The sequence below is a fragment of the Pyxidicoccus caerfyrddinensis genome, assembly GCF_010894405.1.
Taxonomy (GTDB): domain Bacteria; phylum Myxococcota; class Myxococcia; order Myxococcales; family Myxococcaceae; genus Myxococcus; species Myxococcus caerfyrddinensis.
Window position 1 is genome coordinate 422,403 of the sequence record NZ_JAAIYA010000003.1, and the last position, 26,565, is coordinate 448,967.

The following is a 26,565-nucleotide window of genomic DNA, read 5'->3' on the forward strand; positions in this document are numbered from 1 at the left end:
CGCCATGGCCCTTCCCCTGGAAGACTACGCCCTCATCGGTGACACGCAGAGCGCCGCGCTGGTTGGAAAGGACGGCTCCATCGACTGGCTGTGCTGGCCGCGCTTCGACTCGGACGCGTGCTTCGCCGCGCTGCTGGGAGACGCGTCGCATGGCCGGTGGCTGCTCGCCCCGGCGGGCGGCGTCCTCAAGGTGACGCGCCGCTACCGCCCCGGCTCGCTGGTGCTGGAGACGGACTACGAGACGGAGGACGGAGTGGTGCGCGTGGTGGACTGCATGCCCCCGCGCGGCAGGGAGCCGGACCTCGTGCGCGTGGTGTACGGCCTCAAGGGCTCCGTCCCCATGCGCATGGAGCTGCTCGCGCACTTCGGCTACGGCGACCGCTCGCCGTGGGTGCGCTTCCATGATGACCATGCGTCCGCGCGCGCGGGCCCGGACTCGGTGGCCCTGCGCACCCCCGTGACGCTGCGCCGACAGGGTGGCGTCTTCACCGCGGACTTCCCGGTGGACCCGGGCGCGCGCGTGCCCTTCGTCCTCTCCTGGCATCCCTCGCACGAGCCCCCGCCGCCTCCGCTGGACGCGCTGGCCGCCGTGGCGGACACCGAGGCGTGGTGGAAGGAGTGGTCCTCGCGCCTCGTGTCCACCGGGCCGTGGCACGAGCATGTCGAGCGCTCGCTCATCACCCTCAAGGCGCTCACGTACTCGCCTACGGGTGGCATCGTCGCGGCGCCCACCACGTCGCTGCCGCTGACCTCGGGAGGCCGTCCCGGCGACGCGCGCCTCTGCTGGCTGCGCGACTCGACGAGCGCGCTCCAGGCCCTGCTGGACGGGGGTTACCTGGACGAGGCCCGCGCGTGGCGCGACTGGCTGGTGCGCGCGGTGGCCGGCGAGCCGGACGAGCTGCAGTCCTCGTACGGCGTCGCGGGCGAGCGGCGCTTCCCCGAGCAGGACCTGCCGTGGCTGCCCGGCTACGAGGGCACGCGGCCGGTGCGCATCGGCCATGCGCCCCATCGCGGCCTGGACACCGAGGCCGTGGGCGAAGTCATGGGCTGCTTCAGCGATGCCGCGCGCCGGGGACTGCCTCCCAGCGGCGACGCGTGGGCACTGCAGCGGGCCATGCTGGAGCACCTGGAGGGGACGTGGCTCCAGCCTCCGGTGGAGGGGCCGGCCCTCACGTATCCCCGGGTGATGGCGTGGGTGGCGGTGGACCGGGCGCTGGAGAGCGCCGCGCGCTTCGGCCTGGACGCGCCGGTGGAGCGCTGGAAGCGCCTGCGCTCGGACGTGCACGCGGAGGTGTGCCGCGACGGCTTCGACTCGCGGCGCGGCGCCTTCTCGCGTGAGTACGGCGGCAAGGGCCTGGACGCGCGGTTGCTGCGCCTGGGGCGGCTGGGCTTCCTGCCCGCGGACGACGCGCGCGTGCGCGGCACGGTGGAGGCGGTGGAGCGCGGCCTGGGCGAGGGAGACTTCGTGCGCCAGGACGACGCGCACGGCGCGGGTGTGTCGCTGGTGTGCAGCTTCTGGCTGGCGGACAGCCTGCACCTCATGGGCCGGCGCGACGAGGCCCGCGTCCTCTTCGAGCGGCTCCTGCACGTGCGCAACGACGTGGGCCTGCTGCCGGAGGAGTACGACCCGCGCCAGCGCCGCATGGCCGGCAATTTCCCGCACACGTCCAGCCACGTGGCCCTGGTCCAGGCGGCCATGGGCCTGTCGCGAGCCACCGCGCTGAGAGGGCAGGGCGCCTGAAAGACAAAGCCCCTCCGTGCGACCTGCACGGAGGGGCCTGACTTCGATTCGGACCGGGCTCCCGCCTACTTGCAGGAGCGCGACGGCATGGAGTCAATCCAGTCGGCGATGAGCTGCGAGCCCTGGTCGTGCCGGAGGGCGCGGCCCAGCTGCGGCATCATCTTCCCGGACTCCACGGTGTTGAGCCGGTACCAGAGGATGGACACCGCGTGGTCGCCGGGGACGATGTCGAACTCCCCTCCCACGCCACTGCCCGCCGAGCCCGGCCGCTTGCAGACGCCCGCGTTCAGGTCGAGCGTCTCCGTGCTGTCGATGTCGAGGAACAGCTGGCTGGTATCCCCCGCCGTCGCGTTGCGCCGGTGGCAGTGCGCGCAGTTGATGTCCAGGTAGGTGCGGGCCCGGATGCTCAGGTCCGCCGCCGCCGGGTTGAACGCATCCGGCGCGCTCGGAAGCTGGATGGCGGGAGGCGCTCCCGTCAGCTTCCCCAGCTCCGCCAGGTGCTGGAGCTGGTTGACCTCTACCCCACCGTAGTCGTGGTTCCGGTTGAGGTAGCGGGCCTTCACTCCGATGGGCAGCAGCACCTGGTTCTGTGCCGCGTCCAGGATGTGGTGGCACTGGCTGCACTGGTTCTTGCTGGGCACCAGGTAGTCGAGCGTCCGGGACACACCGTCCGCGCCGATGAACTGGAGGTTGCGCACCACCCGGCCACCGTTGGCCAGCGTGGCCTCCGTCTGGGCGTCGTTCCAGAAGTACGGGTACGCCTCCCAGCCGCCGGGCTGCCGCACCAGCACGCGCGTCTCGATGACGCGCACGTTCTTCTCCGGCTCGCGGAAGTCCGTGGGGAAGGCGAACGTCTTGGTGATGAGCGTGCCCACCGGCAGGTCCAGCACGTTCTTGGGCTGATACACCGCCGCCTTCCCCGGGGGGATGTAGAGCGTGCGGGACTTGAGGGCGTAGTCGGAGAAGAGCGCCGTGGTCAGCTCGTAGGGGACGTTGCCCGCCACCGGCACGAGCCCGCCCGCCGCGGGACTGCCGGTGAAGAGGCCCAGGTCCGACAGGTTCGTGGGGATGACCACCGAGCCGTCCGGCAGCCCCGGTCCGGCGTCCGGTGTCCCCGAGTCCCCGCCATCCGGAGTCCCGCTGTCCTCGCCCGCGTCCGTGCCGGCATCCACCCCGGCGTCCGCGGTGCCACTGTCCACCGGCGTGCCGGAGTCCTCCTGGGATGTCCCCGCGTCGGGCCCCGTTCCGGGCGGGTCATCGCCGCCGGAGCACGAGGCCACCGCCGCGGTCAGCAGCACCGCGGCGAGGCCCCATCCGAGTCCGGAGCTGAACGGCTTGCGCATGCGACTCTTCTCCTCCGGCACCCTCATCGCGGACGGCCTCAGGGAAGCGACAGGCCGGGGGCGAAGCCGGAGCAGTTGAACGGCGCCGCGCCCTGCGTGTAGCGCCGCGTCTCCGCGAAGGCGCCGGGCAGGTCGGGCGTCGCGCTCATCAGCTTCCCGGCGACCGCCTGCAGGTCGAAGTCCACGATGGCTTCCTTGGTCGTGGCCGGCAGCGTGTTGCCGGTGAAGCAGATGTTGATGGGGTTCTTCAGCGTCTCGTTGCGCGGCGCCGGGTCGATGCCGTCCCAGAGCAGGTGCTCCACGCGCGTCGTGGCCTGCGTCGCGGCGCCATAGGCGTACACCGCGCTCACCAGCGCGCCCAGCGGGCGGCGCTCGGCGTCCGGCCGGCCGTTGTCCACCGACTCACCGCTGCCACCCGTGAAGGTGTTGCCGTGGATGTAGACGTCCCCGCTGGTGAAGTTGAAGAACCCGGCGCTCCACTGGCTCAGGTCCGGCTCGATCGCCAGGCCGCTGAGCACGGCGATGTCCACCGTGTGGTTGTCACCCCAGGTGTTGCCGACGAACTCCACCCGGCGCGACGCGAGGATGAACGTGCCGGTGCCGGCGGGCACCTGCGACACCGTGCTGCTGCTGGCCGTCACGGAGGCGAAGTTCTCGCGGTTGTTCCCCGTAATCGTGTTGCCGGTGACGAGGATGTCCGTGCCCTTGATGGGGTTGCCGGGCAGGTCGAACACCACGAGGCCCGTGGTGTTGTCCTGCGCGACGTTGGCCTGCACGAAGGCGAACTTCGTGTTCTCGATTTCGATGCCCGCCACGTTCTGCTTCGCGATGTTGCGGCGGACGATGGCGTAGCGCGTCTGCCCCACGTAGATGCCGGCGTCGGCCGCGTTGTAGGCCTCGCAGTCCTCAATCGTCACGTAGGACGACTTCACCGGGTAGATGCCGTACTTGCCGTTGCTCTCGTTGTTCGTGTTCGCCCACTCGGTGCGGATGCGCTGGACGAAGACGTTGGCGGAGGACTCGATGCGCAGCGCGTCCTTGCGCGCGTTCCAGATGGCCAGGTCCTTCACGGTGAACAGCTTGCCCACCACGTCGATGCCGTTGGTGTTGCTGGCGGCGCCGGAGAAGTCGAGCACCGTGCTGGCGCTGCCACCCGTGCCCTCGCCCTTGGTGCCCTTGCCCGCGCCGACGACGGTGATGCCGTTCGTGCGGATGGTGAGGGCGTTGTCGAACACGAAGGTGCCCGCGCCGAGCTGAATCGTGGTGCACTCGGCCAGGTCGTTGACCGCGTCCTGGAGCTCCTGCACCTGGTTGGCGTTGAAGGTCAGCGTCTTCTGAGGCTTGCCCGTGCAGGAGAACTCCTGGGGCCAGGCCTGGGTGGTGCCGCCGTCCGTCCCCGCGTCGGTGCCGGCATCCGTTCCCGCATCGGTGCCCGCGTCCACCCCCGGGTTGCCGGCGTCCACCCCCGGGTTGCCGGCGTCCGGAGTGCCGGTGCCGTCATCATCATCCGAGCAAGCGGGAAGGGCGAGCAGACCCACCAGGGCCAGGAGCACGGTACGGGGCGCGCGCGACAGCGGCAGACGGTGCATCAGTTTCCTCCTGCGGAAAGCGCTGCGCCTCTTCACTCCCGAGCGTGGAGCTCCAGGGCGCGAGCAAGACGGGGCGAATCCTCCTCGTGAAGGTGGCCAACCTCAAGAGTCCAGTAGCGAATTCATGAACACACTACCGTGACGCAGTGCGTTCTGTAACTCGGTTGAGAATAGGCTCGGGCCACGACACGCACGGTGCGGTCCGCTTCACGTGGATTCGTGCCGTGGAGGCACCCCGCACCGGGCCTCGTCGCGCGCCACCCCGGCCGGCCGGCGGCGCCGGCCAGGCCGGGTAGAGAAAGCTCCTACCCGGGCGTTGGAGGCCCTGTGGAAGGCGGGCGCCCCTCTGGGAGTTGCAGGCGGGAAATGACCCGGGGGCCCCGGAAGGGCCGGAATCGCCGTCAAGCGGACGACAGACCGTTCCTGTAGTAAGTCGCCCCCGGAACCGACTGTGGCGGCGGTGTCTCACCGACCGCGCAAGGCGAAGGAAGGGCAACGACATGCGGAAGACGTGGCTGGTCGCGGTGATGCTGGTGCTGGCGGGCTGCCAGCAGCCGGCGAAGACGGATACGGCGTCCGGCGGGGGCGCGACGGGTGGCAACGCCGCCAACCCGCAGACGGAGGAGCAGAAGACGCTGTACGCGCTCGGCCTGTCCATTGGCCGGAGCATCAGCGTGTTCGACATGACTCCGGAGGAGCTGGAGTACGTCAAGGCCGGCATCACCACCCAGGTGAAGGGTGAGAAGTCGCCGGTGGACATGGAGACGTACGGTCCGAAGCTGCAGGAGCTGGCGCGCTCGCGCAGCACCCGCAAGGCGGAGAAGGAGAAGGAGAACTCCAAGAAGTTCCTCGAGGAGGCCGCCAAGGAGTCCGGCGCCAAGAAGACCGAGTCCGGCCTCGTCTACAAGGAGCTGACCCCCGGCACCGGTGAGTCGCCCAAGGCGTCCGACATCGTGAAGGTGCACTACAAGGGCACGCTGACCAACGGCACCGAGTTCGACAGCTCCTACAAGCGCGGCGAGCCCACGCAGTTCCCGCTCCAGGGCGTCATCAAGTGCTGGACCGAGGGCGTGCAGATGATGAAGGTGGGCGGCAAGGCGAAGCTGACCTGCCCGTCGGACATCGCCTACGGCGACCGCGGCGCCCCGCCGAACATCCCCGGTGGCGCGGCCCTGGTGTTCGAGGTGGAACTGCTGGAGATCGTGAAGGCCCCCGAGGGCCAGCCGGGCATGCCGGGCATGCCGGGTGGCGCTCCTCCGACGGGCGCTCCGCACGGCAAGCCGGCGACGCCTCCGGCGCCGACGAAGTAGTCACTCCGCTGCTCCACGCGAGCGGCGTCTGAAAGAGGGCTGGTGGGGGATGTCTCCCTCCCAGCCCTCTTCGTATTTGCGGGGGGCCGTCCGCGCGCGCGACGCAGGTGGTGCGCGGCGGCCGGCCCGGGGTACGCCACGGGGTCATGCACTCGAAGAGGGAGCACGCGATGCGCCGGAGCCTGCTGCTGTTCTTGGGAGCGCTGTTGCTGGGAGCCTGTGTCAGCGGACGCACCGTGGAGGTGGGTCGCGAGCCGTCGCCGACGGGGGCCGTGTCGGAGGCGGAGTTCAAGGCGATGCACACGCTGCGCACGGACGCGGCGCCGCCGCGCAAGGGGCAGGAGGTGGAGGTCGCGGGGACGAAGATGTACCTGAGCCTCCCCGAGGGTGCGAAGGGGCCGCTGCCGGCCGTGCTCGTCATCCACGAGTGGTGGGGCCTCAACGAGCACATCCAGCACTGGGCGGACCGGCTGGCGGCGAACGGGTACGCGGCGCTGGCGGTGGACCTGTACGGCGGCAAGGTGGCCACCACGCGGGAGGAGGCGATGGCGCTGGTGAAGTCGGTGGACGCGGCGCGCGCGCTGGAGGTGCTGAAGGCCGCGCACGCCTTCCTCCAGAAGGACGAGCGTATCCGGGCGGAGCGCACGGGAAGCCTCGGCTGGTGCTTCGGGGGCGGCTGGTCGCTGCGCGCGGCCATGGCCCTGCCGGAGCTGGACGCGGCGGTGCTCTATTACGGCAACCCGGTGACGGACCCGAACGAGCTGTCCACCATCCGCGCGGCGGTGCTGGGCATCTTCGGGACGAAGGACGCGTCCATTCCGCCGGAGAAGGTGGCGGAGTTCCGCCAGGCGCTGGACACCGCGGGCGTGCAGCACCGCATCCTGGAGTTCGACGCGGACCATGCCTTCGCCAACCCGTCCGGCAACCGCTACGACGAGCACGCCGCGTCCACGGCGTGGCAGGAGACGTCCGCGTTCCTGGAGCAGCACCTGAAGCGCTGAGGCGTGCGGCGCGGGCCGGGGACGAGGTGTTGGCCACCCGTCCCATTGGAGCCGCGCCGCTCGGCCGGCTGTTGCTCCCGGCCTCCGGGTCGGCTTGAAGGGCGGGCTCATCTTGGAGGGCATGGTGCTGAGGACTGGAGCGCGCGTCGCGGTGGGGCTGTGCCTGCTGCTGTGCAGCGGGGTGGGGCGGGCGGCGGACGGCGGCGTGGCGGCGCCGCGCACGGAGGAGGTCACCTTCCGGAGCGGGGACGTCACCCTCGCCGGGACGCTGTGGCTGCCGTCGGGCACTGCGCCCCGCGCGGCGGTGGTGCTGCTGCACGATGAGGACTCCGGGGCACGGCTGCCGCCGGAGCCGTATCCGGCCTTCCTCGTCCGGCAGGGGCTCGCGGTGCTCAGCTATGACCGGCGGGGCGCGGGGCGCTCCTCGGGGGATGGGCAGCCGTGGGTGGCCGGCATCGACGCGTGGGCGGACGACGGGCTCGCGGCGGTGCGGCTGCTCCGTGAGCGCACCGGCGTGCGTGACGTGGGGATGATGGGCTTCGGCCAGGGCGCGTGGGTGGCCATCCACGCGGCGGCCCGTGCGCCCGACGTCGGCTTCCTGGTGCTCGTGTCCGGCGGCGGAGGTCCGCTGTGGAAGCAGCAGGAGCACCGCCTGCGCAACGAAGCCCGCGCGAAGGGACTCACCGGCCCGGAGGTGGTGGACCTGCAGGAGCACCTGACCGCGCTCCACGATGCGCGCCTCTATTCGCCCGAGCGTGAGGCGAAGGCGCTGAAGACGCTCGACTTCCAGCTCAAGCGGGCAAAGCGCCGCCGGTGGTACCCGGTGTCGCCGCTGTCGCGCTTCGAGGAGTTGCCGCTGCCCCGCCTGCTGGAGGTGCAGCGCGGCGTGTGGCGCAACGTGCTGTCCTACGACTCCACGGAGGACCTGGGCCGCGTGCGCGTCCCGGTGCTCGCGCTGCTCGGAGAAGTGGACGAGGTGACGCCCACGCTGGCCGTGGCGCGCGCGCTGTCCCAGGGGCTCGCGCGAGACGCCGGGAGCGAGCCTCCACGGGTGACGGTGAAGGTGCTACGGGGCGCGGACCACCGGCTCGTCCTTCCGGCCGACGCGAAGCGGCCGGGTGTGGAGACGATGGCGGAGGACATGTTCCCGACGCTGGAGGCGTGGCTGCGCGAGTGGGGCCCGGCCGCGCCGTGAGTCAGTACGGCCGCTGGCCGGTGTAGTTGCCGGGCGGCGCGTAGTTGCACACCCAGAACTGCCACTTCGGCACCTGCGCGCCGAAGGGCGAGTTCTTCGTGCACACCTGCGTGGCGCAGCCCACGCGCTTCGTGTCCCGCCACACCACCTGCGTGTAGTGGCCGCACTGCTTGCCCTCGGCGCAGGTGTTGCGCGTGTAGTCGTAGTCGGTCACCTCGTCCGTCCACGCCTTCACCACCCCCTGGGTCGTCCAGTAGTCGAGCGAGGCGGCGGCGATGTTCTCGCCCAGGTTGCCGCGGTTGGCGTTGTGGCCCCACTCGCACTTCGCCGCGTAGTCCGTCGCGACGGTCGCCGCGCGGGTGTCCCAGCCCAGCGGCTCCAGCGCCGGGTTGGGCGTGGGCGTCTTCACCGCCGCCCGCGCCGCGTTGTGCGCGTCCAGCATGTCGCGGGCGAACAGGGGCAGCGTGCTCGGGTCCGGGTCGGTGTCTTCGTCGTCCGGAGTGGACTCACCGGAGTCACAGCCAGTGGAGAGCCACGGCACCAGGAACCCAAGTGCCAGCAGGTATCGGAAGGAGGGGCGGGACATGGCTGGGATTATCCGTGCCCGCGCGCGCCCATGCACCCGGCCCGCATCCTCCGCCAGAGGTATTGCACCGGGCGGAAAGTTCCAGCGCCCGGGGGCGGGCCCCGCGTCTGGAATCGCACGGGGCGGGAGGGGGAGGAGCGCGGGCGCCGGGAGCCTGCTAATCTCACCCTTCCGTACCGGAGACGCCCATGAGCAAAGAACCCCCACAGAGCCGCGCGAGCAAGGTCTTCACCTCGCTCGAGGGCATGGACGAGTTCAGCGTCATGTCCATCGACCCGGACGCCCGGAAGCTGAAGGTGGAGCTGGAGGGCAAGCGTGCGGCCTCGGAGGGCCAGCCCGAGCCCGTGTCGTCCGGCGTCTTCTCGCGCCTGTTCCGTCGCCTCTTCCGCGGCTGAAGTCTCCCGGCGGCCGCTCCCTTCAGAAGGGGCGCTGGCCCACCCAGTTGCCCGGCGGCGTGTAGTTGCACACCCAGTTCTGCCACGTGGGGAACTGCGAGCCGAAGGGCGAGTTCTTGTTGCACATCACTGTGGCGCACCCCACCGCGCCCGTCTTCCGCCACACCACCTGCGTGTAGTGGCCGCACACCTTGCCCTTCTTGCAGGTGTTGCGCGTGAAGTCGTAGTCCGCCGCCTCGTCCGCCCAGCTCTTCACCACGTCGGCCGTGGTCCACGCGTTGGGCGTGGCGGCGGCGAGGTTCTCCCCGAAGTCACCCCGGTCGGGGTTGTGCTCGAACTTGCATTCCTTCGCCCAGGACGCGGCCTTCTTCGCGGCCTCGTCGGACCAGGTGAGGGGCGGCAGCGCGGGCTTCGGCGTGGGCTTCGCCTGCGCGCGCGCCTGGTTGTGCGCCGCCACCATGTCGCGCGCGAAGTCCTTCGGCGCGGGCAGCCCCGGGCGGGCGGGGGCCTTCTCCCGCGTCGCCGTTGCCGGGGCCTTCTCCCGCGAGGCCGTCGCCGTCTGCCTTGCCGCCACCTGCCGCTGGCCGCTCCGGCCCGTCGGGCCGCAGCCGAGCAGCGGGGTGAGCAGGAGCAGGGCGGACCAGCGGAGCCAGCGCGAAGACGGAGCCATGGAGCGCCATGATGCGCCAGGACGCCTCGCGCCTGCATGGGAACCGTGCGCGGCGGGCGGGACGTGCAGGGGCCGGCCGCACGCCTGCTGTCGCCGGCACGGCCCCGGACTACTCCTTGAGGCCCGTCAGCGGGCCGGTGCCGTTGTCCCCGAAAGTCGTGACGCCGGGCACGCCCATGGCCTGCATCAGGGAGATGTACAGGTTGGCGAGCGGCGTCGCGGCGTTGTAGCGGACGTGCCGGCCCGGAGTGAGGGCGCCGCCGCCGCTGCCGCCGATGAGGACGGGCAGGTTCTTGTGCTCGTGCGAGTTGCCGTCCGCGATTTCGCTGGAGAAGTACACCATCGAGTTGTCGAGCAGCGTCCGCCCGTTCCCCTCCTGGATGCCCTTCATGCGCTCCAGGAGGTACGCGTACTGCTCCACCTCCCACCGGTCGATGGTGGCGAGCGCGTCGTAGTTGGCCTGCAGCTTCTGGTGGTGCGAGTACGTGTGGTGCCCGCCGCTCAAGCCCAGGAAGCCGTACACCTTGAGGCTGCGCGCGTTGGCCAGCATGAAGGTGGCGACGCGGGTGAGGTCGCACTGGAAGGCGAGGACGATGAGGTCCATCATCGCCTTCGTCTTCACGCGCGGGTCTTCGTTGTCCGCCGGCACGGGGCCCGGGTTGCACGACGGGCCGTCCACCTCTATCGCCTCCACCTGCTTCTCCAAATCCCGCACGCTGGTGAAGTACTCGTCCAGCTTGCGCAGGTCCGAGGCGCCCAGCTGCGTCTTCAGCGTGGTGGCGTCGTCGCGCACGAAGTCGATGATGCTCTTGCCGTACGCGCGGCGCTTCTCCACCGTGGCCTGGGTGGCGTTCGGGTCGAAGCCCGCGAAGAGCCGGTCGAACACCGACTTGGGGTGTGTTTCTTTAGCCACCGGCGTGGTGGGGCCGGCCCAGGCGATGTTGTTGGCATACGGGCAGGCGTAGCCGGAGTCGCAGTTGCCAATGCCCTTGCCAGCGTCGTTGCCCAGCTCCAGCGAGGCGAAGCGGGTGGCCTTCTGCGACGCCAGGTGGTTGGCGATGACCTGGTCCATGGAGATGCCCGCGCGGAAGTCGGTGCCCTCCGTCTTGAAGGCCTTCTTGCAGCTCAGGAAGGCGGCGGTGGCGGCGGCGTGGTGGCCGTCGCCGTCCGGCAGGGCGGGGAGGTTGGCCAGGCCGCTGAGGACGAGCACGTCGTTCTTCACCGCGGCCAGCGGTGCCAGCGTGGGCGTCAGCTCCCAGGCGGCGCCGGTGCCGGTGGGCGTCCACTTCGGCATGTGGATGCCATTGGGCGTGTAGAAGACGGCCAGGCGCAGGGGCGCGGAGCCGGTGGCCGCCCGGGCCGTCGTGGGCACCATCTGCTCCAGCACGGGGAGCGCCATCAGCGCCCCCGCGCCGCGCAGCAGGGTCCTCCGGGACAGTTGGAACTTCTTGCTCATGGCTGCTGGGCCTCCGTCTCGCCGCGACGCATGGTGAAGTGCTCGCTGAGGACGATGCTGAGGATGTAATCGCTGAGTCGGCCGCCGCTGGCCTCCGCCGTGGCGGCGATTTCCCTCACCGCGCACTCGTCTTCCGGCCGCATGCCGCGGCCGAGCGCGTAGGTGAGCAGGTGCTCGGTGAGGCACGAGGGCAGCTTCGGGTCGTCCTTCACGAAGCGCCGCATGTCGTCGCCGCCGCGCAGGACGGTGCCGTTCGGCAACTCGCCCGTGGGGTCCACCGGCGCGCCGCTGACCTCGTTCAGCCGCCAGCGGCCGATGGGGTCATAGTTCTCCAGCGCCAGGCCCAGTGGGTCCATCATCCGGTGGCAGCCCGCGCAGGCCGGCTGGCTGCGGTGCTGCGCCATGCGCTCGCGCATCGTCTGGTTCGGGTCCACCGCCGGCGGCAGGTTCTCCACGTTGGGCGGCGGCGGCGGCGGCGCGGCGCACAGCAGCTGCTCCAGCACCCAGACGCCGCGCTGCACCGGCGAGGTGCGGTCCGGGTTGGAGGTGACGGTGAGCAGCGAGCCCTGGCCGAAGATGCCCAGGCGCTCCGGGTGGCCGGTGAGGTTCACGCGCACGGGCGTGCGGCTGCCCGGCTTCGGCAGGCCGTAGTGCGTGGCCAGCGTGTCATTCACGTACGTGAAGGGCGCGTCCACCAGGTCGCGCAGCTTGTGGTTGCCGGTGATGAACTCGCGGAAGACGAGCTGCGTCTCCTGGCGCATGGCGGCGCGCAAATCTTCATTGAAGGCGCCGTAGAGCGTCGGGTCCGGCTCCGCGGAGTCCAGCGCGCGCGTGTAGAGCCACTGGCCCGCGAAGTTCTCCACCAGGGCGTTGGACTTCGGGTCCGCGAGCAGGCGGCGCACCTGGGCCTCGAGCTCCTCGGGCTGGCTCAGCTTCCCCGCCTCGGCGGCGGCGAGGAGCTTCTCGTCCGGCATGCTGCTCCACAGGAAGTAGGAGAGCCGGCTGGCCAGCTCCACGTCGGTGAGCCGGTGCGGCGTGGTGGAGCCGGGCTCCGGGTCCTTCTCCACGCGGAAGAGGAAGTAGGGCGACACCAGCACCGAGCGCAGCGCCAGCTTCACGCCCGCCTCCGGCCCGTCGCCGTGCGTCTTCGCCAGCGTGACGAAGCCCACCAGCCGCTCCACCTCCGCGGGCGTCACCGGCCGGCGCCAGGCGCGGCGGGCGAAGCGGGAGAGGATGTCCCGGGCACAGGGCTCGGGGTTCGTCGCAGTCAGCGTGCAGGTGCCGAAGGTGCCCTTCGTCCAGGCCGCCTCCACCAGCTTCTCCGCCGCGGTGGAGTACTTCTCCATCAGCAGCGGGGACATGCTGAGCACGTCCGCGTTGTTGTCGAAGCCGTAGCCGTGGTCGTCCGTCGGGAAGTCGCGGGCCGGCCGGGTGGTGTCGCCCAGCAGGTCGCGCACGGTGGCGTCGTACTCGGCGCGGTTGAGGCGGTGCAGGGTGATGCGGCCCGGGTCCTTCGGGACGTCCTTGCACTCGTCGTTCTGCTGCTGGGTGCCGCCGTCGGGCGGCGGTTGAGAATCCTGGCCCGGAAGGTCCTCACCGGGGAGGACCCGGGCCTGGGGAAGACTGTCGCCAACGCAGCCGGCGAGCAGCAGCGCGCAACCCGCGCCCGCCAGCAGCCGCCAGCTCCGTCCTCTTGGAAGCCTGGGTGTCACGTCCCTACCCCCTCCACACTCGCCACGCGCCCCCATGCCGCGGCGCCGCCCGGAGGTAAGCAAGACGCTCACCAACGCCGTGTGCGGAGTGGTGGACGGCTCCGGGCGGGCGCGGGCAGGCTGACGTCCGGAATCCACCAGCGGCTGGGTGGCCCCGGTGGGTGGGAGGGAAAGGGTTTTCCCCAGGTGGGAAGCCCTCGTGAGGGGAGGGGCCGGGGGAGCCCGTGCAGGGCGGGCGGGGAAGGCACACCGTTGATGAGGAGCGCAGAGGGACAGGAAATGACACCGCGTGCCGATGCCGTCGCTGACGACTTCCAGTTGCTGGTGAGCGTGCTCCCGGGCCCCCTGCAGGCGGCGGTGCGAGCGCTGCCGTCCCAGCAGGTGCTCGAGGTGGTGATGGACCTGGGCCGCCCGCCCGAGGCGCGACTGGTGGACCGGGTGGAGCGGCTGCGCGAGGAGCCGGTGCTCCGGGAGGACCTGGAGCACGTGCTGGCGCAGGTGGGGCCGCCGGGGGACGACAACCGCGCGGGGATTGAACGGACGCTGCACCGCGTGTCCGCCATCCGCAACCGCAAGGGCAAGGTGGTGGGGCTGACGCTGCGCGTGGGGCGCGCCATCTACGGCACCATCGACATGCTGAAGGACCTCATCGGCTCCGGGCGCAACATCCTGCTGCTGGGACGGCCGGGCGTGGGGAAGACGACGAAGCTGCGCGAGGTGGCCCGCGTGCTGGCGGACGACCTGCGCAAGCGCGTCATGGTGGTGGACACGTCGAACGAGATTGGCGGGGACGGGGATGTGCCTCACCCGGGCATCGGCACCGCGCGGCGGATGCAGGTGTCGCGGCCGGACCGGCAGCACGACGTGATGATTGAGGCCGTGGAGAACCACATGCCGGAGGCCATCATCGTCGACGAGATTGGCACGTCGGCGGAGGCCGCGGCGGCGCGCACGATTGCGGAGCGCGGCGTGCAGCTGGTGGCCACGGCGCACGGCAACACGCTGGAGAACCTGGTGCTGAACCCCACGCTGTCGGACCTCGTGGGCGGCGTGCACACGGTGACGCTGAGCGACGAGGAGGCCCGGCGCCGGCACACGCAGAAGACCATCAGCGAGCGCAAGGCGCCGCCCACCTTCGACATCGTGGTGGAGATGGTGAGCCGGGACGAGGTGCTGGTGCACCCGGACACGGCGGAGTCGGTGGACCGGCTGCTGGCGGGGCAGGCCGTGGGGGGCGAGCGCCGCAAGCAGGACGTGGACTCGGGGCAGGTGGAGGTGGAGGCGGTGAAGGCGGCGCCGCCGTCACTGCCCGCGCTGCGGCCGGGGCGCACGGCGGGGCCCGGCGTGCGCGGTGCGGAGAACGTCACCGCGCGGATTCCCGGCCTGGGCGGGACGACGAAGGTGTACGCGCACGCGGTGAGCCGGGACTTGCTGGAGAAGGTGCTGCGGGAGCTGGCGGTGGACGTGCGGCTGGTGAGCCGGCTGGACGCGGCGGACATGGTGGTGACGCTGCGCTCGCGCGCGAATGACCCGAGGCTGCGGCGCACGGCGGAGAAGTCGGGGGCGCGGGTGGAGGTGGTGAAGCGCAACAGCTCCTCGGAGCTGCGCCGGGTGCTGAAGACGGCCTTCCACGTGGTGGAGGGCGTGGACGAGGACCAGGTCCGCGAGGCCGTGGCCGAGGTGGAGCACGCGATTGAAAGGGTGCTCAGCGAGGGCGTGTCGGTGCCGCTGGCGCCGAGGCCACCCAGGCTGCGCAAGCTGCAGCACCGGCTGGTGAGCCGCTACCACCTGGAGGCGGTGAGCCAGGGCAGCGAACCGATGCGGCACCTGACCATCTTCCCCCTGGGCGCGGAGGTGGACGCCGCGCTCGCGCAGGAGGAGGCCGAGGGGACGGCGTGAAGCACCGTCCCCTCAGCGGGTAGAGACGCGCGCTAGTTGCGGTCGAGGTAGGCCTTGTACGCGTCGAAGCCGTAGTCGCGGCCGAGGAAGTCCTTCACCAGCTCGGCGGCGGGCTTGGAGCCGCCGGGCTCCAGCACGGTGCGGCGGTACTTCATCGCCGTGTCCCGGTCCAGGTAGCCGTGCTTCTCGAACTCCGTCTCCAGGTCCTTCGCGATGACCGACGACCAGAGGTACGTGTAGTAGGCGGCCGAGTACGACTCCAGGTGCCCGAAGGCGAGCTCGAAGTGCGTGCCGTCGCGGTACTCGTGCTTGAAGGGGCTGAGCTTCTTCTGCAGCACCGCCAGCGCCTCCGTGGTGTCGAAGCCCGGCTTGCGCGAGTAGTAGTCCAGGCTCACCGCCGACAGGAACAGCTGCCGGCGCGACCACAGCCCCTTGCCGAACTCCTTCGACGCCCGCAGCTTCGCCACCAGCTCCGCCGGAATCGGCTCGTTCGTCTGGTGGTGCTTCGCGAACAGCCCCAGCACCTGCGCGTTGCTCGCCCACTGCTGGAGGAGCATGGACGGCGTCTCCACGAAGTCCCACTCCACGCGCGTGCCGGCGATGCCGCTCCACTGCTGGCGGCCCGCGAAGACGGCGTGCACCAGGTGGCCGAACTCGTGGAAGAAGGTCTCCACCTCGTCGTACGTCATCAGCTCGCCGGGGCGGCCGAAGTTGCACACCAGCGTGGCCTCCGGGTAGCGCTTGCCGGCCTGGCCCGCCACGAGGTCGAACTGCGCCGCGTGCTTGTACTTGTCGTCACGCGGGTGCATGTCCAGGTAGATGCGGCCCAAGCGCGTGCTCCCGTCGAGCACGTCGTACGCCTCGACCTCCGGGTGCCACACCTTCGCGTCGTCCACCTTGCGCCAGGTGAGCCCCCACATGCGCGCGGCGATGTCCATGACGCCTGCCTTCACCCGGGCGTACTCGAAGTAGGGCCGCACCGCCTGCGAGTCGAAGCCGAAGCGCTCCGCGCGCAGCCGGTCCTCGTAGTAGTCCTGGTCCCACGGCTCCAGCGTCTTCGCCCCGGGCACGTCCTTCTGCTTGCGCGCGAGCAACTCCGCGAACTCCTTCTTCGCGCGCGTCTCGGTGGCCGCCGCCAGCTTGTCGATGAAGTCCGCCGCCGCCTGCTGCGTGCGGGTCATCTTCGTCTCGGTGGTGTACGCGGCCCAGGTCTCGTAGCCCAGCAGCGTGGCCAGTTCGTGGCGCTTGGAGATGAGCTGCGCGAGCACCGTCTGGTTCTTGGGGAACGCGCGCTGGCGGTAGGCGCGCCACAGCTTCTCGCGGGCCCGCGTGTCCTTCGCGTACGTCATGAAGGGGAAGTAGTCGGGGTAGTTGGAGGTGATGATCACCTTGCCGTCCTTCCCCACCGGGTGCGCCTTCCGGTAGTCCTCCGGCAGGCCGTCCAGGTCCTTCGGGGCGAAGGACACGCTGCGCACGTCCTCGGCGATGTTCTTCCCGAACTCCTGGCCCAGTTTGAGGATGTCCTCGTTGAGCGACTTCACCTTCTCGCGGGTGGCGTCGTCCCGGTCCACGCCGGCGCGGCGGAAGTCGAGCAGCGAGCGCTCCATCCAGTACCGCGTGGCCGCGTCCGCCTGGGACAGGTCCACCGCCACCAGGGCGTCGTAGACGCCGCGGTCCTGCGACAGCGCCACGTTGGCCGAGTCCACCCGCTGCTCGCACTCGCGCGCGGCGTCGCGGAAGGCGGCGTCGGGGTGCACCTCGCGGGCGAGGCTGGAGCGGTTGGTGGCGGCCGTCAGCGCGCCGGTGGCCTCGTCGTACGCGGCCAGCACGGCCTTCGCGTCCTTGCGCGCGTCCAGCGTCTTGAGCGCGGTGATTTGTGTCTTGGCGCGCTCCAGGTCCGCGTCACATGCGGCGGTGTAGGCCTGCACGGTGCCGGAGAGGATGTCGGCGAAGCGGGGCGGGGGCGGCTCGGCGGGAGCGGGGGCCTGCGCGGGAGCGGGGGCCTCGGCCTGGGGCTGGGCCTGCTGGGGAGCGGGCTCGGTGGCCGCGGTGCCGTGCGAGCAGCCGGCCGCCGCCAGTGCCGCGGAGAGGGTGAGGGCGGTGAGTCTCTTCAAGGGTGGGTTCCTCCGGAGTCCATCGGAAACGCGGAAACGTCATGCCACATCCCGACGCCTTCCGCTGGGCCGTGGGGCAGGGGGCCGGGGGGCGTGCCACATGGCCGACTCCGCGGCGGGATGGGGGTGCTTCGGCCCGGGCACCGCGAGCGCCCCAGGAGCGGTGGACGTGTGCTCCCGCCCGTCGGCTGTACCTTGCCCGGATGCCGGCAGCACCCGACGTGAGGAGATTCACTCCGTGACGGACCCTGAGTGCGTGGAGTTGCTGCAGTGGGCCGCGCCCCAGCTGCGCCTGCGCTGGGACGGCTTCCGCCGTGTCCGGGGGCAGGTGTGCAAGCGCATCCACCGCAGGCTCCAGGTGCTGGGAATTGCGGACGCCGCCGCCTACCGCGCCCGGCTGGAGGCGGACGCGGACGAGTGGGCGGTGCTCGACTCGCTCTGCCGCGTCACCATCTCCCGCTTCTACCGCGACGCGCATGTCTTCGACGTGCTGCGCGATGAGCTGCTGCCGGCCCTGCTGGAGGCGCTGCCCGTGGGGAGCACCTTCCGCGCGTGGAGCGCCGGGTGTGCCTCCGGCGAGGAGCCCTCCACGGTGGCCGTCCTCTTCCGGCTCGGCCTCCAGCCCCGCTTCCCGGAGGTGCGCCTGGAGTTGCTCGCCACTGATGCAGATGAGGCGCTGCTCGCCCGCGCGCGCCGGGGCTGCTACCCGCGCGGCTCGCTGCGCGAGTTGCCTTCGGAGTGGGCCGCCCGGGCCTTTCCTGACCCAGGCCCGGAGCCGTGTATCGCCCCCGCGTACCGCGAGGGAATCACCCTCCTCCGCCAGGACCTGCGCACGGAGATGCCGGACGGCCCGTTCCACCTGGTGCTGTGCCGCAACGTGGCCTTCACCTACTTCGCGCCGCCATTGCAGCGCGAGGTGCTGATGCGGCTGGTGACACACCTGGTGCCGGGCGGGCTGCTCGTCATCGGCGGCCATGAGTCGCTGCCAGAGCACGGCGCGGAATGGGAGCGCGCCGCGGGGCCGCTGCCCGTCTTCCGACGGACGATGGGCTGAGCGACGGACGATGGGCTGAGCGACGGACGATGCGCTGAGCGACGGACGATGGGCTGAGGCGCTTCGGACCCGGTTTCAATACACCCCGTGAAACATGAGTCATGTGTCATGCGTCGTGACGCGCCCGGCCTTGAGCGCTGCCCGAGTGCCCGGTACCACCATCGTCTCTTTGGGGCCAAACCCCTGGCCGGAGGGAAGGCAACGTTATGCGCAAGGCGCTGTGTGCGGCGGTCGCGTCGTTGATGCTGGCTGCATGTGGAGGTTCCAGTGGTGGTGACACCGCCGCCGAGGTGAAGCAGGACGGGCTGTCCATGTCCGAGGCCGCGGGCCGCACGGACGGCACCTTCGTCCAGGGCGGCGGCGAGGTGTCGTTCTCCTCGCGCGAGGTCGAGCCCGGCGTGTACCGACTGGAGGTGCGGCTGCGCGGGATGACGCTCACCGGGCTGATGGACCCGGCCAGCGGCGTCTCCACGCTGGACGGCTTCGCGGACGGAAGCGCGACGGACACGCAGCTCGGTGACTCGGACCGCGAGCTGCTCGCCGCCTTCTACGGCGCGCTCAATGCGCAGCTTCCCGCCGGCGATGCGGCGGCCCCCGAGGCCATGTACCTGCGCCGCGCGGTGGGCCTGTGGGCGCAGAACCCCGGCACCGTGGACCTGAAGCGCACGGTGATGGGCGAGCAGGGCCGCGGCTACACCATGCTGTGCAGCTATACCAAGTGCAACGGCCGCCAGACGGGCAGCTGCGGCGGCGTGTACAACTGGTACTCGTACTCGAAGCACGACTGCAACAAGGGCGGCTTCGACTGGGCGGGCAACCAGCAGATTGCGCAGCTCGGCGACCACACCTCGTGCAGCGGTGATGAGTACTACCTGAGCGGCAGCACGTGGCTGTGCGGTGAGCCGGACCACTGGTCCCGCCCGAAGGTGATGGGCAACTGCTACGGCCGCTGCGGCGGCGGCTGCGGCGGTGACACCCAGTACACGCTGGATGCCACCAACCACGACGGCTGCGTGCGCAACGGCCACGTGCTGGCGAGCGGCTACTGCGATGACCAGTTCGTGTCCGCCAGCGACGACGAGCTGATGGCGCCCAACTGCTACTGAGCGCATGCCAGCGGTTCGCATGAAGGGGAGGCGGGCGGGCGTCGGGGCGTGCTGGCTGGTGCTGGCCGCCCTGGGGTGCTCGTCCGCGTCTTCCAAGACACAGGCCGCGGAGGAGACGGTGCGCCGCTTCTTCGCGGCGCTGCCCTCGGAGGACTGCGCGGTGCTGGAGCCGCTGCTGGCCACCGGGGGCAGCGCGCGCCCCTGCGAGGAGACCGTGCGGGAGCTGAATGAGCACGGCTTCTCCCTGGTGGCCATCTCCGGGGCGACCGTGGACGGGCGGGACGCGGAGGCCGTCATCGTCCGGGCCCGCGTCGCGCGGGACGGTGAAGAGCGCAAGGAGCCGTGGCTGTTGCGAGTGGAACGGCAGGCAGGCGCGTGGCGCGTGCGGTTCTGAGAAGTGGAGTACGCTTCACGTCCGGCTTCCTGCACGCGCCTTGCAGTACGGCGGGCGCGAGGGAGGGCAAGCGAGTCATGAGGATTCGATACCGTCTGATGTTGGCCGCCGCCGTGGCGCTCACCGTGTCCCTGCTGGCGGTGGTGCTGTGGCCGACGTCTTCCGTGCCTCCGGTCGTGTCCGAGGCTCCTGTCGCGGCGGCGTCCGTTGCGTCCGTGGGGTCAGCGCCGGTGCCGGTGCCGGTGCCCGAGAAGGCCGCCGCGCGGACTCGGGCGGAGCCGGTGCTCGCGAGCAGCGAGGCGCAGGCCACGGTGGTGGCGCTGCGGCCCGGTGACGTCGCGCCGGAGCCGGAGGTGGAGGGCGCGTCTTCGCAGGAGAATGACGAGATTGCTCCCGAGCTGCCGCAGACGGCGCAGTGGCGGCTGGAGAAGACGACGCACATCACCGCGCTGCTGGGGCGGGATGTGGAGCGGCTGGAGCGCGAGCGCGAGGAGGCCGAGTCGCGTGGTGACGACCGGCGCAGCGCGCAGCTCCAGACGCTTCTCATACGCGACCGGGCCCGGCTGCACGAGCTGCGCGAGGAGCTTCAGGAGCTGAGCGAGGCGGCGAAGCAGGAGTCGTCCGCCGAATGAGGCGGCGTCCCGCGTCGGCGCGTGCTCCGGCGTCCCGCGCGAGGGCCGGTGGCTGGCATCGTGGAGTGGGGGCGCTGCTCCTGCTGACGGCTGTGGCCTCGCTGCTCGCATGCCAGCCCGTGACGGAGGCGTCGTCCGTCGGCATGCCGCGCACGGACTCGACGTCCATCGTGGACGGCACGGACGCGCCGGAAGACGTCGCTGCCGTGGCGCTCATCGCCCGGCGCACGCGCTGCAGTGGCGAGCCTCCGGTGCTGCTCTGCTCCGGTGCGCTCATCGCTCCGGACGTGGTGCTCACGGCGGCGCACTGTCTGGCCATCTTCGGGCCGGAAGGGCCGCACGAGGTCTACTTCGGCCAGGTGGTGCTTCCCCAACCGGAGCCCTCGCCGCGTGGCCGCTTCGCTCGCGTGTCCCATGCTGTCATCCACCCGGACTACGACGCCGCCACGCATGCGTATGACGCCGCGCTGCTGCGGCTCGCGGCACCGGTGGACGTGACGCCGTTCGCACTGCCCGAGTCCACGAACGCCGCGCCCGTCGTCGGTGCCTCCGTGCGGGTGGTGGGCTTCGGGGACACGAAGGACGCGCGGGCCCCGTCCGGCCGGAGGCGGCAGGGGACGCTCGCGGTAACGCAGGTGGAGCCCGCGGCCTTCCGCGCGGGGCCTTCGCCGAGCATGAGCTGTGTGGGGGACAGCGGTGGGCCGGTGCTCCTGCGCGACGGTGAGCGAGAGGTACTGGTCGGGCTCACCGCGAGCGGTGACGTCGCCTGCCGGGACGAGGCCCGCAACGTGCGCGTGGATGCACTGCTCGATGGCTTCATCCGCCCGTTCCTCGCGGAGGTGCCCGCGCCCGGAGTGCCCACGCTGGCACCAGAAGACCTCTGCCGCGCCACGTGCACGCGCGACGCGGAGTGCCCCTCCGGGCTCACCTGTGTGTCCGCTGACGGTGCGCCCGGCCGGTGCCTGCTGCCCGCACTCCAGGAGGGGGACTACGGCGCGATGTGCACGGACGACGCCTCGTGTGGTGCGGGCGGGTTGTGCGCGCGGCTGGAGCCCGAGGGCGATGCCTCGTGCCGCTGCTTCACGTCCTGCACCGGGCCGCTTCCCGACCCGGTGGACCCTCGCGAGCCCGAAGCCGACGACACGGGAGGCTGCGCGAGCGTGCCGGGTCCTTCGCTCCTCGGATTGCTCGTGCTTGCGCTTCGAGCCGCGCGCGGCGTACGTCGGCTCGCACGGCGCTGAGCGCCTGTGGGAGGACGGTGCGCATGCTGCATCTGCTGGTCCTGCGGTACCGCGTGGCGGAGCATGAGGCGGAGCCCTACGTCGCTGAGCACGTCCGCTACCTGGAGCGCCACCACCGGGCCGGGACTTTCCTCGTGTCCGGGCAGACGGTTCCGTCGGCGCACGGAGGCGCCATCGTGGCCCGCGGCGTCGACCGCGCTGCCGTGGAGCGGATCACCACCGAGGACCCCTTCGTCCGGGCCGGCGTCGCGGAGTACATGGTGACGACCATCGACCCGGGCCGTGTGCATCCCGCCCTCGCGGAGTTGCTTGGTGTGGGGGCGTCGCGCGTGCGTCCCAGCCCGGCGGGCGGCGAACCTGTGGAATGAAGCTTCCTTCCGCTCTCGATGGCGGCAGGGTGGGGTCGCCGGGCGGCGGAGGCGCGGAATGAAGCCTCCTTCCGCTCCCGATGGCGGCCGGCGGGGCTGCTGTGTGGCGGATGCGCGGAATGAAGCTTCCTTCCGTTCTCGATGGCTGAAGGGCGGGGTCGCCAGGCAGTGCGCCGCTGAAGGCAATGCATCTGCCGTCCGCTTCTGCTCAGTGCCGGCATCGGACCCGCGGAATGAAGCTTCCTTCCGCTCCCGATGGCTGCCGGGCGGGGCCATCGAGCGGCGGTCGCGCGGAATGAAGCTTCCTTCCGCTTCCGCTCCGGTTGCCGGGCGGGGCCGTCGGGCGTCGGACTGCTGAAGGGAATGAGTCTTCTCTCCGCTTCCGCTGGCTGCCGGGCAGCGAAGGCGTGGAATGAGCCTTCCTTCCGCTCTGGCTATCGGGAGGGGCCGTCGGGCGGCGGATGCGCGGAATGAAGCTTCCTTCCGCATCCACTCCGGCTGCCTGGCGGGGCCGTCGGGCGGCGGGCTGCTGAAGGCAATGAGCCTTCCCTCCGATTCCATTGGCTGCTGGGCGGCGAATGCGCGGAATGAGCCTTCCTTCCGCTCTGGCTATCGGGTGGGGCCGTCGGGTGGCGGATGCGCGGAATGAAGCTTCCTTTCGCTCCCGCAGGCTGCCAGCCCGGGCCGTCGGGCGGCGAAGGCGCGGAATGAAGCTTCCTTCCGCTTCCGATGGCTGCCGGGCCGGGCCCGTCGAGCGGTGGATGCGTGGAATGAAGCTTCCTTCCGCTTCCGCTCCGAATGCCGGGCAGGGCCTTCAGCCGGTGGACCGCTGATGGCGAAGTATCCTCCGTGACGCCAAAGGCCCTGACACCCACGGCGTCGCATGGCTCCACTCATCACGCCTTCATCTCCATTCAGTCACGCCGGGCCATACAGGCCGCACCCACGCCTCGGCTGAGCCCAGCGGCATGCATGCCCGGTTCCCCGACGCACGGCCCCCGTGTCACTCAGGCGCGGATGCTCGTCTTGCGCGCGCCCCGTCTCTTGTAGACCTTCCCCGCCTTCAGCGGCGTCGTGTCCCCGCGTCCCGTGGTGCGCTTGGCGGTGCCTTCCTTGCGGTACGCCACGGCGGCCGCGGACGGCAGCGTCTTGCGGCGCGACGTGCTGCTGCCCAGCTCCGGCACCGGCAACTTGCGGCTCTTCGCCGTGAGCCCCTTGCCCGGCGCACTGCGCGGGCTGACGGTGCGGTCCTGGAAGTCCGCGCTCCCCAGCGCCAGTCGACCGCTCTTCTTCGCCTTGTGGGTGCTCTCGCCCGCGGCCTGGCCCACGTCCGTGGCCTTGAGGGCCAGCGTCGTGCCCCTCTTCTTTGCGTTCTTCACACGCACCGCCCGAGTCTTCTCTGGCATGGAACCTCCCAGGCACTCAGGTAGGAATGAATCTCCCCGGTTGCCAGGGAGCGGCAGGGCTGACGGGCCCCAGCGCTGCCGTCCGCTGCGAGCCTTCTCCCTCCGGCCACACCCGCGTCGCACCCGGGACGAGGTTGCGCACGCGCACGTCGCGGTGCTCCCATGACGCCACCGTGCCCCGCCCACCCTCCATGCCGGACGCCTCCCACCGCGCCTGCCCCGGCTGTGGCCGGGCCGTCCTCCCGGGCCGCGACGCGCGCTGCCGTGAGTGTGGAGGCTTCCTGGAGGACGCCGCACACGTCTCGCGCGGACCTCCGCCCCCACCCCCTCCGCGCCGGCTCACCCGGGCGCAGCGGAGCGCCGTCCTTCGTCCGAGGCTGGGAACCCAGTACTGGCTGGGCACGTTCTTCCTCGCCCTGGGCGCGCTGATGCTGCCGGTGGCGCTCGTGTTCCTCCGGCCCCTGCTGTTGATGACCGGCATCTTTCTTCTGGTGGGCGTGCTGCTCCGCCGCGCGGGCTGGCCCGGAGCGCTCCGCCGCGAGCAGCGCCGCCGCCTCCAGGCCCTGCGCTGGGGCCTGAGCGCCCCGGCGGAGCTGACGCGCGTGGAGCGCCACATCGTCCCCGGACTCGAGGCGGGACGCGTGGCCCAGCTCGACTACGTCTTCCTCGTTCACGGCCAGCCCGTGCCGGGGAGCGTGCCCTCGTCGCGCCTCGCGGACTCACGACGGCTCCCGGGGGAGCCCGTCTGGGCCGTCTACCTGGCCGACAGTCCGGACGTCAGCGCGCTCTGGCCGCCCGCGTCCTGAGGGACACCCGGCCCTGGCCCGGACGTTGCTTTGGCCTGTGGGCACATTCCTTCCCAGGCCCCTCCCCGTGTCCTCCGGGCCACGGTGCGCGGCCCGGCTGCCCCACCGTCACCATGTCCATGACTCCGACTGCCCCTCCTGCCTTCCTGTCCGTGCTGCGCCGCCATGGCTTCTGGCCCGCGCTCCTGAGCAGTGCCGTCGCGGTGGGCATGCTGGCCCTCCGGCTCGACTGGAGCGAGCGCGCCAGCTTCGCGTTCCTCCCCTGGAACCTGTTCCTGGCGTGGGTGCCCTACGTCCTGTCGCTGGTGGCGCGCCTGTTGATGGCGCGGGGAAGGGGGCGCGGGTGGCTGCTGGCACCGCTGGCGCTCGGGTGGCTCGCGCTGTTCCCCAACGCGCCGTACCTCCTCACGGACTTCATCCACCTGCGCCAGCGGCCCGTGGTGCCGCTCTGGTTCGACGCGGCGCTGCTCGCGCTCTTCGCCGCGACGGGCTGGCTGATGGGGCTGCTCTCGCTGGAGGTGTGGAAGGAGTGGCTGGAGCAGCGCTGGGGCCGGGCCCGCGCCTGGGCCTTCGTCGCCGCCACGTCGCTCTTGTGTGGCTATGGCATCTACCTGGGCCGCGTGGAGCGGTGGAACAGCTGGGACGTGCTCGCCGAGCCGGGGCGCCTGCTCTCCACCATGGCCGCGCACCTGCGCGAGCCCGGCGCCTTCCCGCACCTGACGCGCCTCACCGTGCTCTTCGCGGGGCTGGTGCTGCTCTCCTACGCCCTCTTCGAGACGCTGATGGCCCGCCTGCGCTGCCGCCGCGCCACGTAGCGGGCGGAAAGCCCCCAGCCGAAGGCACTCCCCGGAAACGAGGACACCGTCCGCACCCGGTGCACCCGGGCGGGACGGTGTCCCACGTGCTTCGGGCGTCCGCTCAGCCGCCGTGCAGGGGTGCCCGCTTCTTGGGCCCACCCCGGTGCTTCACGTTCATCTCACTGGGGGCCTTCTTGCGGCCCTTGAGCGTCGTCGCGCGACGCCGCTGGCTCTTGGGCTCGTGCAACTCGGCGGCGGGCCCGAGCGTCACCCGCTCCAGCGTCTTCTGACGGCGCAGCGCCGCGGCGTCGTCCCGGGGCAGCGTCTTGCGCCCCTTGCTGGCCTGCACACTGGGCTGGGCCGAGTGCGCATCCACCCGCCGCTTGTTCTTGATTCCTGCCACTTTCGTCCGCACGGCCATGATGCCCTCCTTCCGTGGAGAGGTAAGGACGGCGCCCCGGCTTTTCCATCCCCCTCCGGGGGAGGCGACGGGGGCCACGCCGCGTGCTTGCGTGCTCTCCAGCCGCTCCTCCCTCCCCGTGGGGCGGGACACTTCCCTCCGGGCCGACATCGGGCTCGTGGGCCCGGCGGCGCGTGGCGGGAAGCCCTACGTCGACGAGCGCTTCCCCTTCTTGGGCGGGCGGGTGCTGGTGGTGCTCTCGGGCGGGAAGAGCCAGCCCTCGGCGGCGCGGGAGGAGGTGGTGTTCTGCGTGGCCTCGGAGGGCTCCAGGTGGAGGCCGCGGCAGCCGCGGCACCAGGACTGGGGCCGGCGCCCGCTCTTCATGATGCGGTAGCCGAAGTCCTGCTCGGTGGGGCCCGTGTGGCCGCAGCGCGGGCACCGGCTCAGCGACGTGGTGCCAATCTCCTTGGCCTTCTGGCGGCCGTGCTCCACCACCAGCGCCAGGGCCGCCGCGAAGCCAATCCGTCCCGTCGAGGCGACGTGGAAGCTGCGTCCGCGCTTGCGGTTGCCGCGGCCCAGTACGGGCCTGAGGTCCATCCCCCCGAGCAGGTTGCGCTGCTCGAGGACACGCGACGGCGAGTTGTCCGGGGTCGAGTGGCTCACGGGACCATTCATACTGGGGCGGTCTGACATGCCCTGCCCGCGGGCCCTGGCCCCCTGGCCGGTCTCCAGGGGTGTGCTGAACAAAAGTCCAGTGATGTCGCGGATCTACACGCATCCCACCCCGTGAGTGGGGTGGCTCGGGAGGCCGTATGACTGGCTGGAAGGCCCGGCGGAGGCGGGGGCGTGCGCAGCTTGTCGGGGACGAACGGAGGCCCCCGACATGACGCGCCCCACCAATGAGACGGAGCTGATGCAGCGCCGCGTGCAGCGGCACGAGTCCCACACCCGCTCCACCTACGCGGCCTTCATCCGGCACCTGTGCGAGGTGGGGAAGCTGGAGCCGTCGCTGGCCGAGTGCGCGGCGGTGGCCGTGCTCCGGGCGCTGGAGCGGCGCATCCTCCCGGCCGAGGCCAAGGATTTGGAGGCCCAGCTGCCGCGCCGGCTGGTGGACTTCCTCCCCCCGCTGGAGCAGCGCCCGCAGCGGCCCCGGCGCTTCGGCAAGGAGGAGTTCCTCCAGACGGTGGCGGACGATTTGGAGAAGCCGGTGGAGGAGATGGAGCCCGTGGTGCGCGCGGTGTTCCGCGCGATGAGAGACCTCATCTCCGAGGGCGAGGCGAACGACGTCGCCAGCAACCTGCCCCCGGACCTCCAGGCGCTCTGGCGGCTCACGCAGTAGGCGGGAAGGCC

Annotated in this window: 25 protein-coding genes; 15 read left to right on the forward strand and 10 right to left on the reverse strand. The window is 71.4% G+C overall.

Annotated elements, in window-relative coordinates:
• Positions 1 to 4: 4 nt before the first annotated feature.
• Positions 5 to 1,741, forward strand: a complete 1,737-nt coding sequence (locus G4D86_RS08855) for a glycoside hydrolase family 15 protein (protein WP_163991554.1) — start codon at positions 5 to 7, stop codon at positions 1,739 to 1,741.
• 65 nt (positions 1,742 to 1,806) lie between these two features.
• Here the strand turns inward: G4D86_RS08855 and G4D86_RS08860 are convergent, their stop codons facing one another.
• Together G4D86_RS08860 and G4D86_RS08865 are read right to left on the reverse strand one after the other, a co-directional pair.
• Positions 1,807 to 3,084 (reverse strand): SO2930 family diheme c-type cytochrome, encoded by a 1,278-nt coding sequence (locus tag G4D86_RS08860; RefSeq protein ID WP_163991556.1) that lies wholly within the window; start codon positions 3,082 to 3,084, stop codon positions 1,807 to 1,809.
• Between the two features lie 38 nt (positions 3,085 to 3,122).
• Entirely contained in the window at positions 3,123 to 4,673 is a 1,551-nt protein-coding gene (locus G4D86_RS08865; RefSeq protein WP_163991557.1) for a parallel beta-helix domain-containing protein, read from the reverse strand.
• 500 nt (positions 4,674 to 5,173) lie between these two features.
• Here G4D86_RS08865 and G4D86_RS08870 point away from each other — a divergent pair, with 500 nt between their 5' ends.
• From G4D86_RS08870 to G4D86_RS08880, 3 genes are all read left to right on the forward strand, one after another.
• Positions 5,174 to 5,983, forward strand: coding sequence for an FKBP-type peptidyl-prolyl cis-trans isomerase (locus G4D86_RS08870; protein WP_163991559.1), 810 nt, complete (start codon positions 5,174 to 5,176; stop codon positions 5,981 to 5,983).
• A 170-nt stretch (positions 5,984 to 6,153) separates the two neighbouring features.
• Positions 6,154 to 6,984 (forward strand): dienelactone hydrolase family protein, encoded by an 831-nt coding sequence (locus G4D86_RS08875; protein WP_163991561.1) that lies wholly within the window; start codon positions 6,154 to 6,156, stop codon positions 6,982 to 6,984.
• 121 nt (positions 6,985 to 7,105) lie between these two features.
• Positions 7,106 to 8,179 carry an alpha/beta hydrolase gene (locus G4D86_RS08880; RefSeq protein WP_163991563.1) on the forward strand — a complete coding sequence of 358 codons (1,074 nt, stop codon included), beginning with the start codon at positions 7,106 to 7,108 and terminating at the stop codon, positions 8,177 to 8,179.
• Between the two features lies 1 nt (position 8,180).
• On the opposite strand, the gene G4D86_RS08885 is transcribed toward G4D86_RS08880, so the two are convergent.
• The gene (locus G4D86_RS08885; protein WP_163991565.1) at positions 8,181 to 8,765 is read right to left on the reverse strand and encodes a CAP domain-containing protein; all 585 of its coding nucleotides are present in this window, start codon (positions 8,763 to 8,765) and stop codon (positions 8,181 to 8,183) included.
• 188 nt (positions 8,766 to 8,953) lie between these two features.
• Here G4D86_RS08885 and G4D86_RS08890 point away from each other — a divergent pair, with 188 nt between their 5' ends.
• A complete protein-coding gene (locus G4D86_RS08890; protein WP_163991567.1) occupies positions 8,954 to 9,160 on the forward strand; it encodes a hypothetical protein in 207 nt (68 codons plus the stop codon).
• A gap of 22 nt (positions 9,161 to 9,182) precedes the next feature.
• On the opposite strand, the gene G4D86_RS08895 is transcribed toward G4D86_RS08890, so the two are convergent.
• The 3 genes from G4D86_RS08895 to G4D86_RS08905 form a co-directional block, all read right to left on the reverse strand.
• Positions 9,183 to 9,830 (reverse strand): CAP domain-containing protein, encoded by a 648-nt coding sequence (locus G4D86_RS08895; RefSeq protein WP_163991569.1) that lies wholly within the window; start codon positions 9,828 to 9,830, stop codon positions 9,183 to 9,185.
• Between the two features lie 109 nt (positions 9,831 to 9,939).
• Positions 9,940 to 11,286, reverse strand: a complete 1,347-nt coding sequence (locus G4D86_RS08900; RefSeq protein WP_163991571.1) for a DUF1552 domain-containing protein — start codon at positions 11,284 to 11,286, stop codon at positions 9,940 to 9,942.
• A complete protein-coding gene (locus tag G4D86_RS08905; RefSeq protein ID WP_240360128.1) occupies positions 11,283 to 12,998 on the reverse strand; it encodes a DUF1592 domain-containing protein in 1,716 nt (571 codons plus the stop codon). Before G4D86_RS08905 ends, G4D86_RS08900 begins: the two co-directional genes overlap by 4 nt.
• 279 nt (positions 12,999 to 13,277) lie before the next feature.
• On the opposite strand from G4D86_RS08905, the gene G4D86_RS08910 reads away from it, so the two are divergent.
• Positions 13,278 to 14,897, forward strand: coding sequence for a R3H domain-containing nucleic acid-binding protein (locus G4D86_RS08910; RefSeq protein WP_163991573.1), 1,620 nt, complete (start codon positions 13,278 to 13,280; stop codon positions 14,895 to 14,897).
• A 32-nt stretch (positions 14,898 to 14,929) separates the two neighbouring features.
• Here the strand turns inward: G4D86_RS08910 and G4D86_RS08915 are convergent, their stop codons facing one another.
• Positions 14,930 to 17,011: a M3 family metallopeptidase gene (locus G4D86_RS08915; protein WP_205519503.1), complete on the reverse strand. Its 2,082-nt coding sequence runs from the start codon at positions 17,009 to 17,011 to the stop codon at positions 14,930 to 14,932.
• A gap of 238 nt (positions 17,012 to 17,249) precedes the next feature.
• Between G4D86_RS08915 and G4D86_RS08920 the strand changes: the two genes are divergently transcribed.
• The 6 genes from G4D86_RS08920 to G4D86_RS08945 all read left to right on the forward strand — a co-directional run bounded on the left by G4D86_RS08920 (position 17,250) and on the right by G4D86_RS08945 (position 21,806).
• A complete protein-coding gene (locus tag G4D86_RS08920) occupies positions 17,250 to 18,065 on the forward strand; it encodes a CheR family methyltransferase (RefSeq protein WP_205519504.1) in 816 nt (271 codons plus the stop codon).
• Between the two features lie 206 nt (positions 18,066 to 18,271).
• The gene (locus G4D86_RS08925; protein ID WP_163991577.1) at positions 18,272 to 19,171 is read left to right on the forward strand and encodes a hypothetical protein; all 900 of its coding nucleotides are present in this window, start codon (positions 18,272 to 18,274) and stop codon (positions 19,169 to 19,171) included.
• A gap of 19 nt (positions 19,172 to 19,190) precedes the next feature.
• Positions 19,191 to 19,565: a type I phosphoribosyltransferase gene (locus G4D86_RS08930; protein WP_163991579.1), complete on the forward strand. Its 375-nt coding sequence runs from the start codon at positions 19,191 to 19,193 to the stop codon at positions 19,563 to 19,565.
• A 77-nt stretch (positions 19,566 to 19,642) separates the two neighbouring features.
• The gene (locus G4D86_RS08935; protein ID WP_163991581.1) at positions 19,643 to 20,197 is read left to right on the forward strand and encodes a hypothetical protein; all 555 of its coding nucleotides are present in this window, start codon (positions 19,643 to 19,645) and stop codon (positions 20,195 to 20,197) included.
• Positions 20,194 to 21,438, forward strand: a complete 1,245-nt coding sequence (locus tag G4D86_RS08940; RefSeq protein ID WP_240360129.1) for a S1 family peptidase — start codon at positions 20,194 to 20,196, stop codon at positions 21,436 to 21,438. The genes G4D86_RS08935 and G4D86_RS08940 overlap by 4 nt, the downstream gene beginning before the upstream one ends.
• Before the next feature lie 23 nt (positions 21,439 to 21,461).
• Positions 21,462 to 21,806: a YciI family protein gene (locus tag G4D86_RS08945; protein ID WP_163991583.1), complete on the forward strand. Its 345-nt coding sequence runs from the start codon at positions 21,462 to 21,464 to the stop codon at positions 21,804 to 21,806.
• Between the two features lie 1,007 nt (positions 21,807 to 22,813).
• On the opposite strand, the gene G4D86_RS08950 is transcribed toward G4D86_RS08945, so the two are convergent.
• Positions 22,814 to 23,212: a hypothetical protein gene (locus tag G4D86_RS08950; protein ID WP_163991585.1), complete on the reverse strand. Its 399-nt coding sequence runs from the start codon at positions 23,210 to 23,212 to the stop codon at positions 22,814 to 22,816.
• Between the two features lie 173 nt (positions 23,213 to 23,385).
• On the opposite strand from G4D86_RS08950, the gene G4D86_RS08955 reads away from it, so the two are divergent.
• Positions 23,386 to 24,018 carry a hypothetical protein gene (locus tag G4D86_RS08955; RefSeq protein WP_240360130.1) on the forward strand — a complete coding sequence of 211 codons (633 nt, stop codon included), beginning with the start codon at positions 23,386 to 23,388 and terminating at the stop codon, positions 24,016 to 24,018.
• Between the two features lie 119 nt (positions 24,019 to 24,137).
• Positions 24,138 to 24,833, forward strand: coding sequence for a DUF1361 domain-containing protein (locus G4D86_RS08960; protein ID WP_163991589.1), 696 nt, complete (start codon positions 24,138 to 24,140; stop codon positions 24,831 to 24,833).
• Between the two features lie 103 nt (positions 24,834 to 24,936).
• Here the strand turns inward: G4D86_RS08960 and G4D86_RS08965 are convergent, their stop codons facing one another.
• Both G4D86_RS08965 and G4D86_RS08970 read right to left on the reverse strand, forming a co-directional pair.
• The gene (locus G4D86_RS08965; protein WP_240360131.1) at positions 24,937 to 25,236 is read right to left on the reverse strand and encodes a hypothetical protein; all 300 of its coding nucleotides are present in this window, start codon (positions 25,234 to 25,236) and stop codon (positions 24,937 to 24,939) included.
• Positions 25,237 to 25,422: 186 nt separating this feature from the next.
• Positions 25,423 to 25,908 carry a hypothetical protein gene (locus tag G4D86_RS08970; protein WP_163991591.1) on the reverse strand — a complete coding sequence of 162 codons (486 nt, stop codon included), beginning with the start codon at positions 25,906 to 25,908 and terminating at the stop codon, positions 25,423 to 25,425.
• A 190-nt stretch (positions 25,909 to 26,098) separates the two neighbouring features.
• Here G4D86_RS08970 and G4D86_RS08975 point away from each other — a divergent pair, with 190 nt between their 5' ends.
• The gene (locus G4D86_RS08975; protein ID WP_163991604.1) at positions 26,099 to 26,554 is read left to right on the forward strand and encodes a DUF2267 domain-containing protein; all 456 of its coding nucleotides are present in this window, start codon (positions 26,099 to 26,101) and stop codon (positions 26,552 to 26,554) included.
• Positions 26,555 to 26,565: the final 11 nt, after the last annotated feature.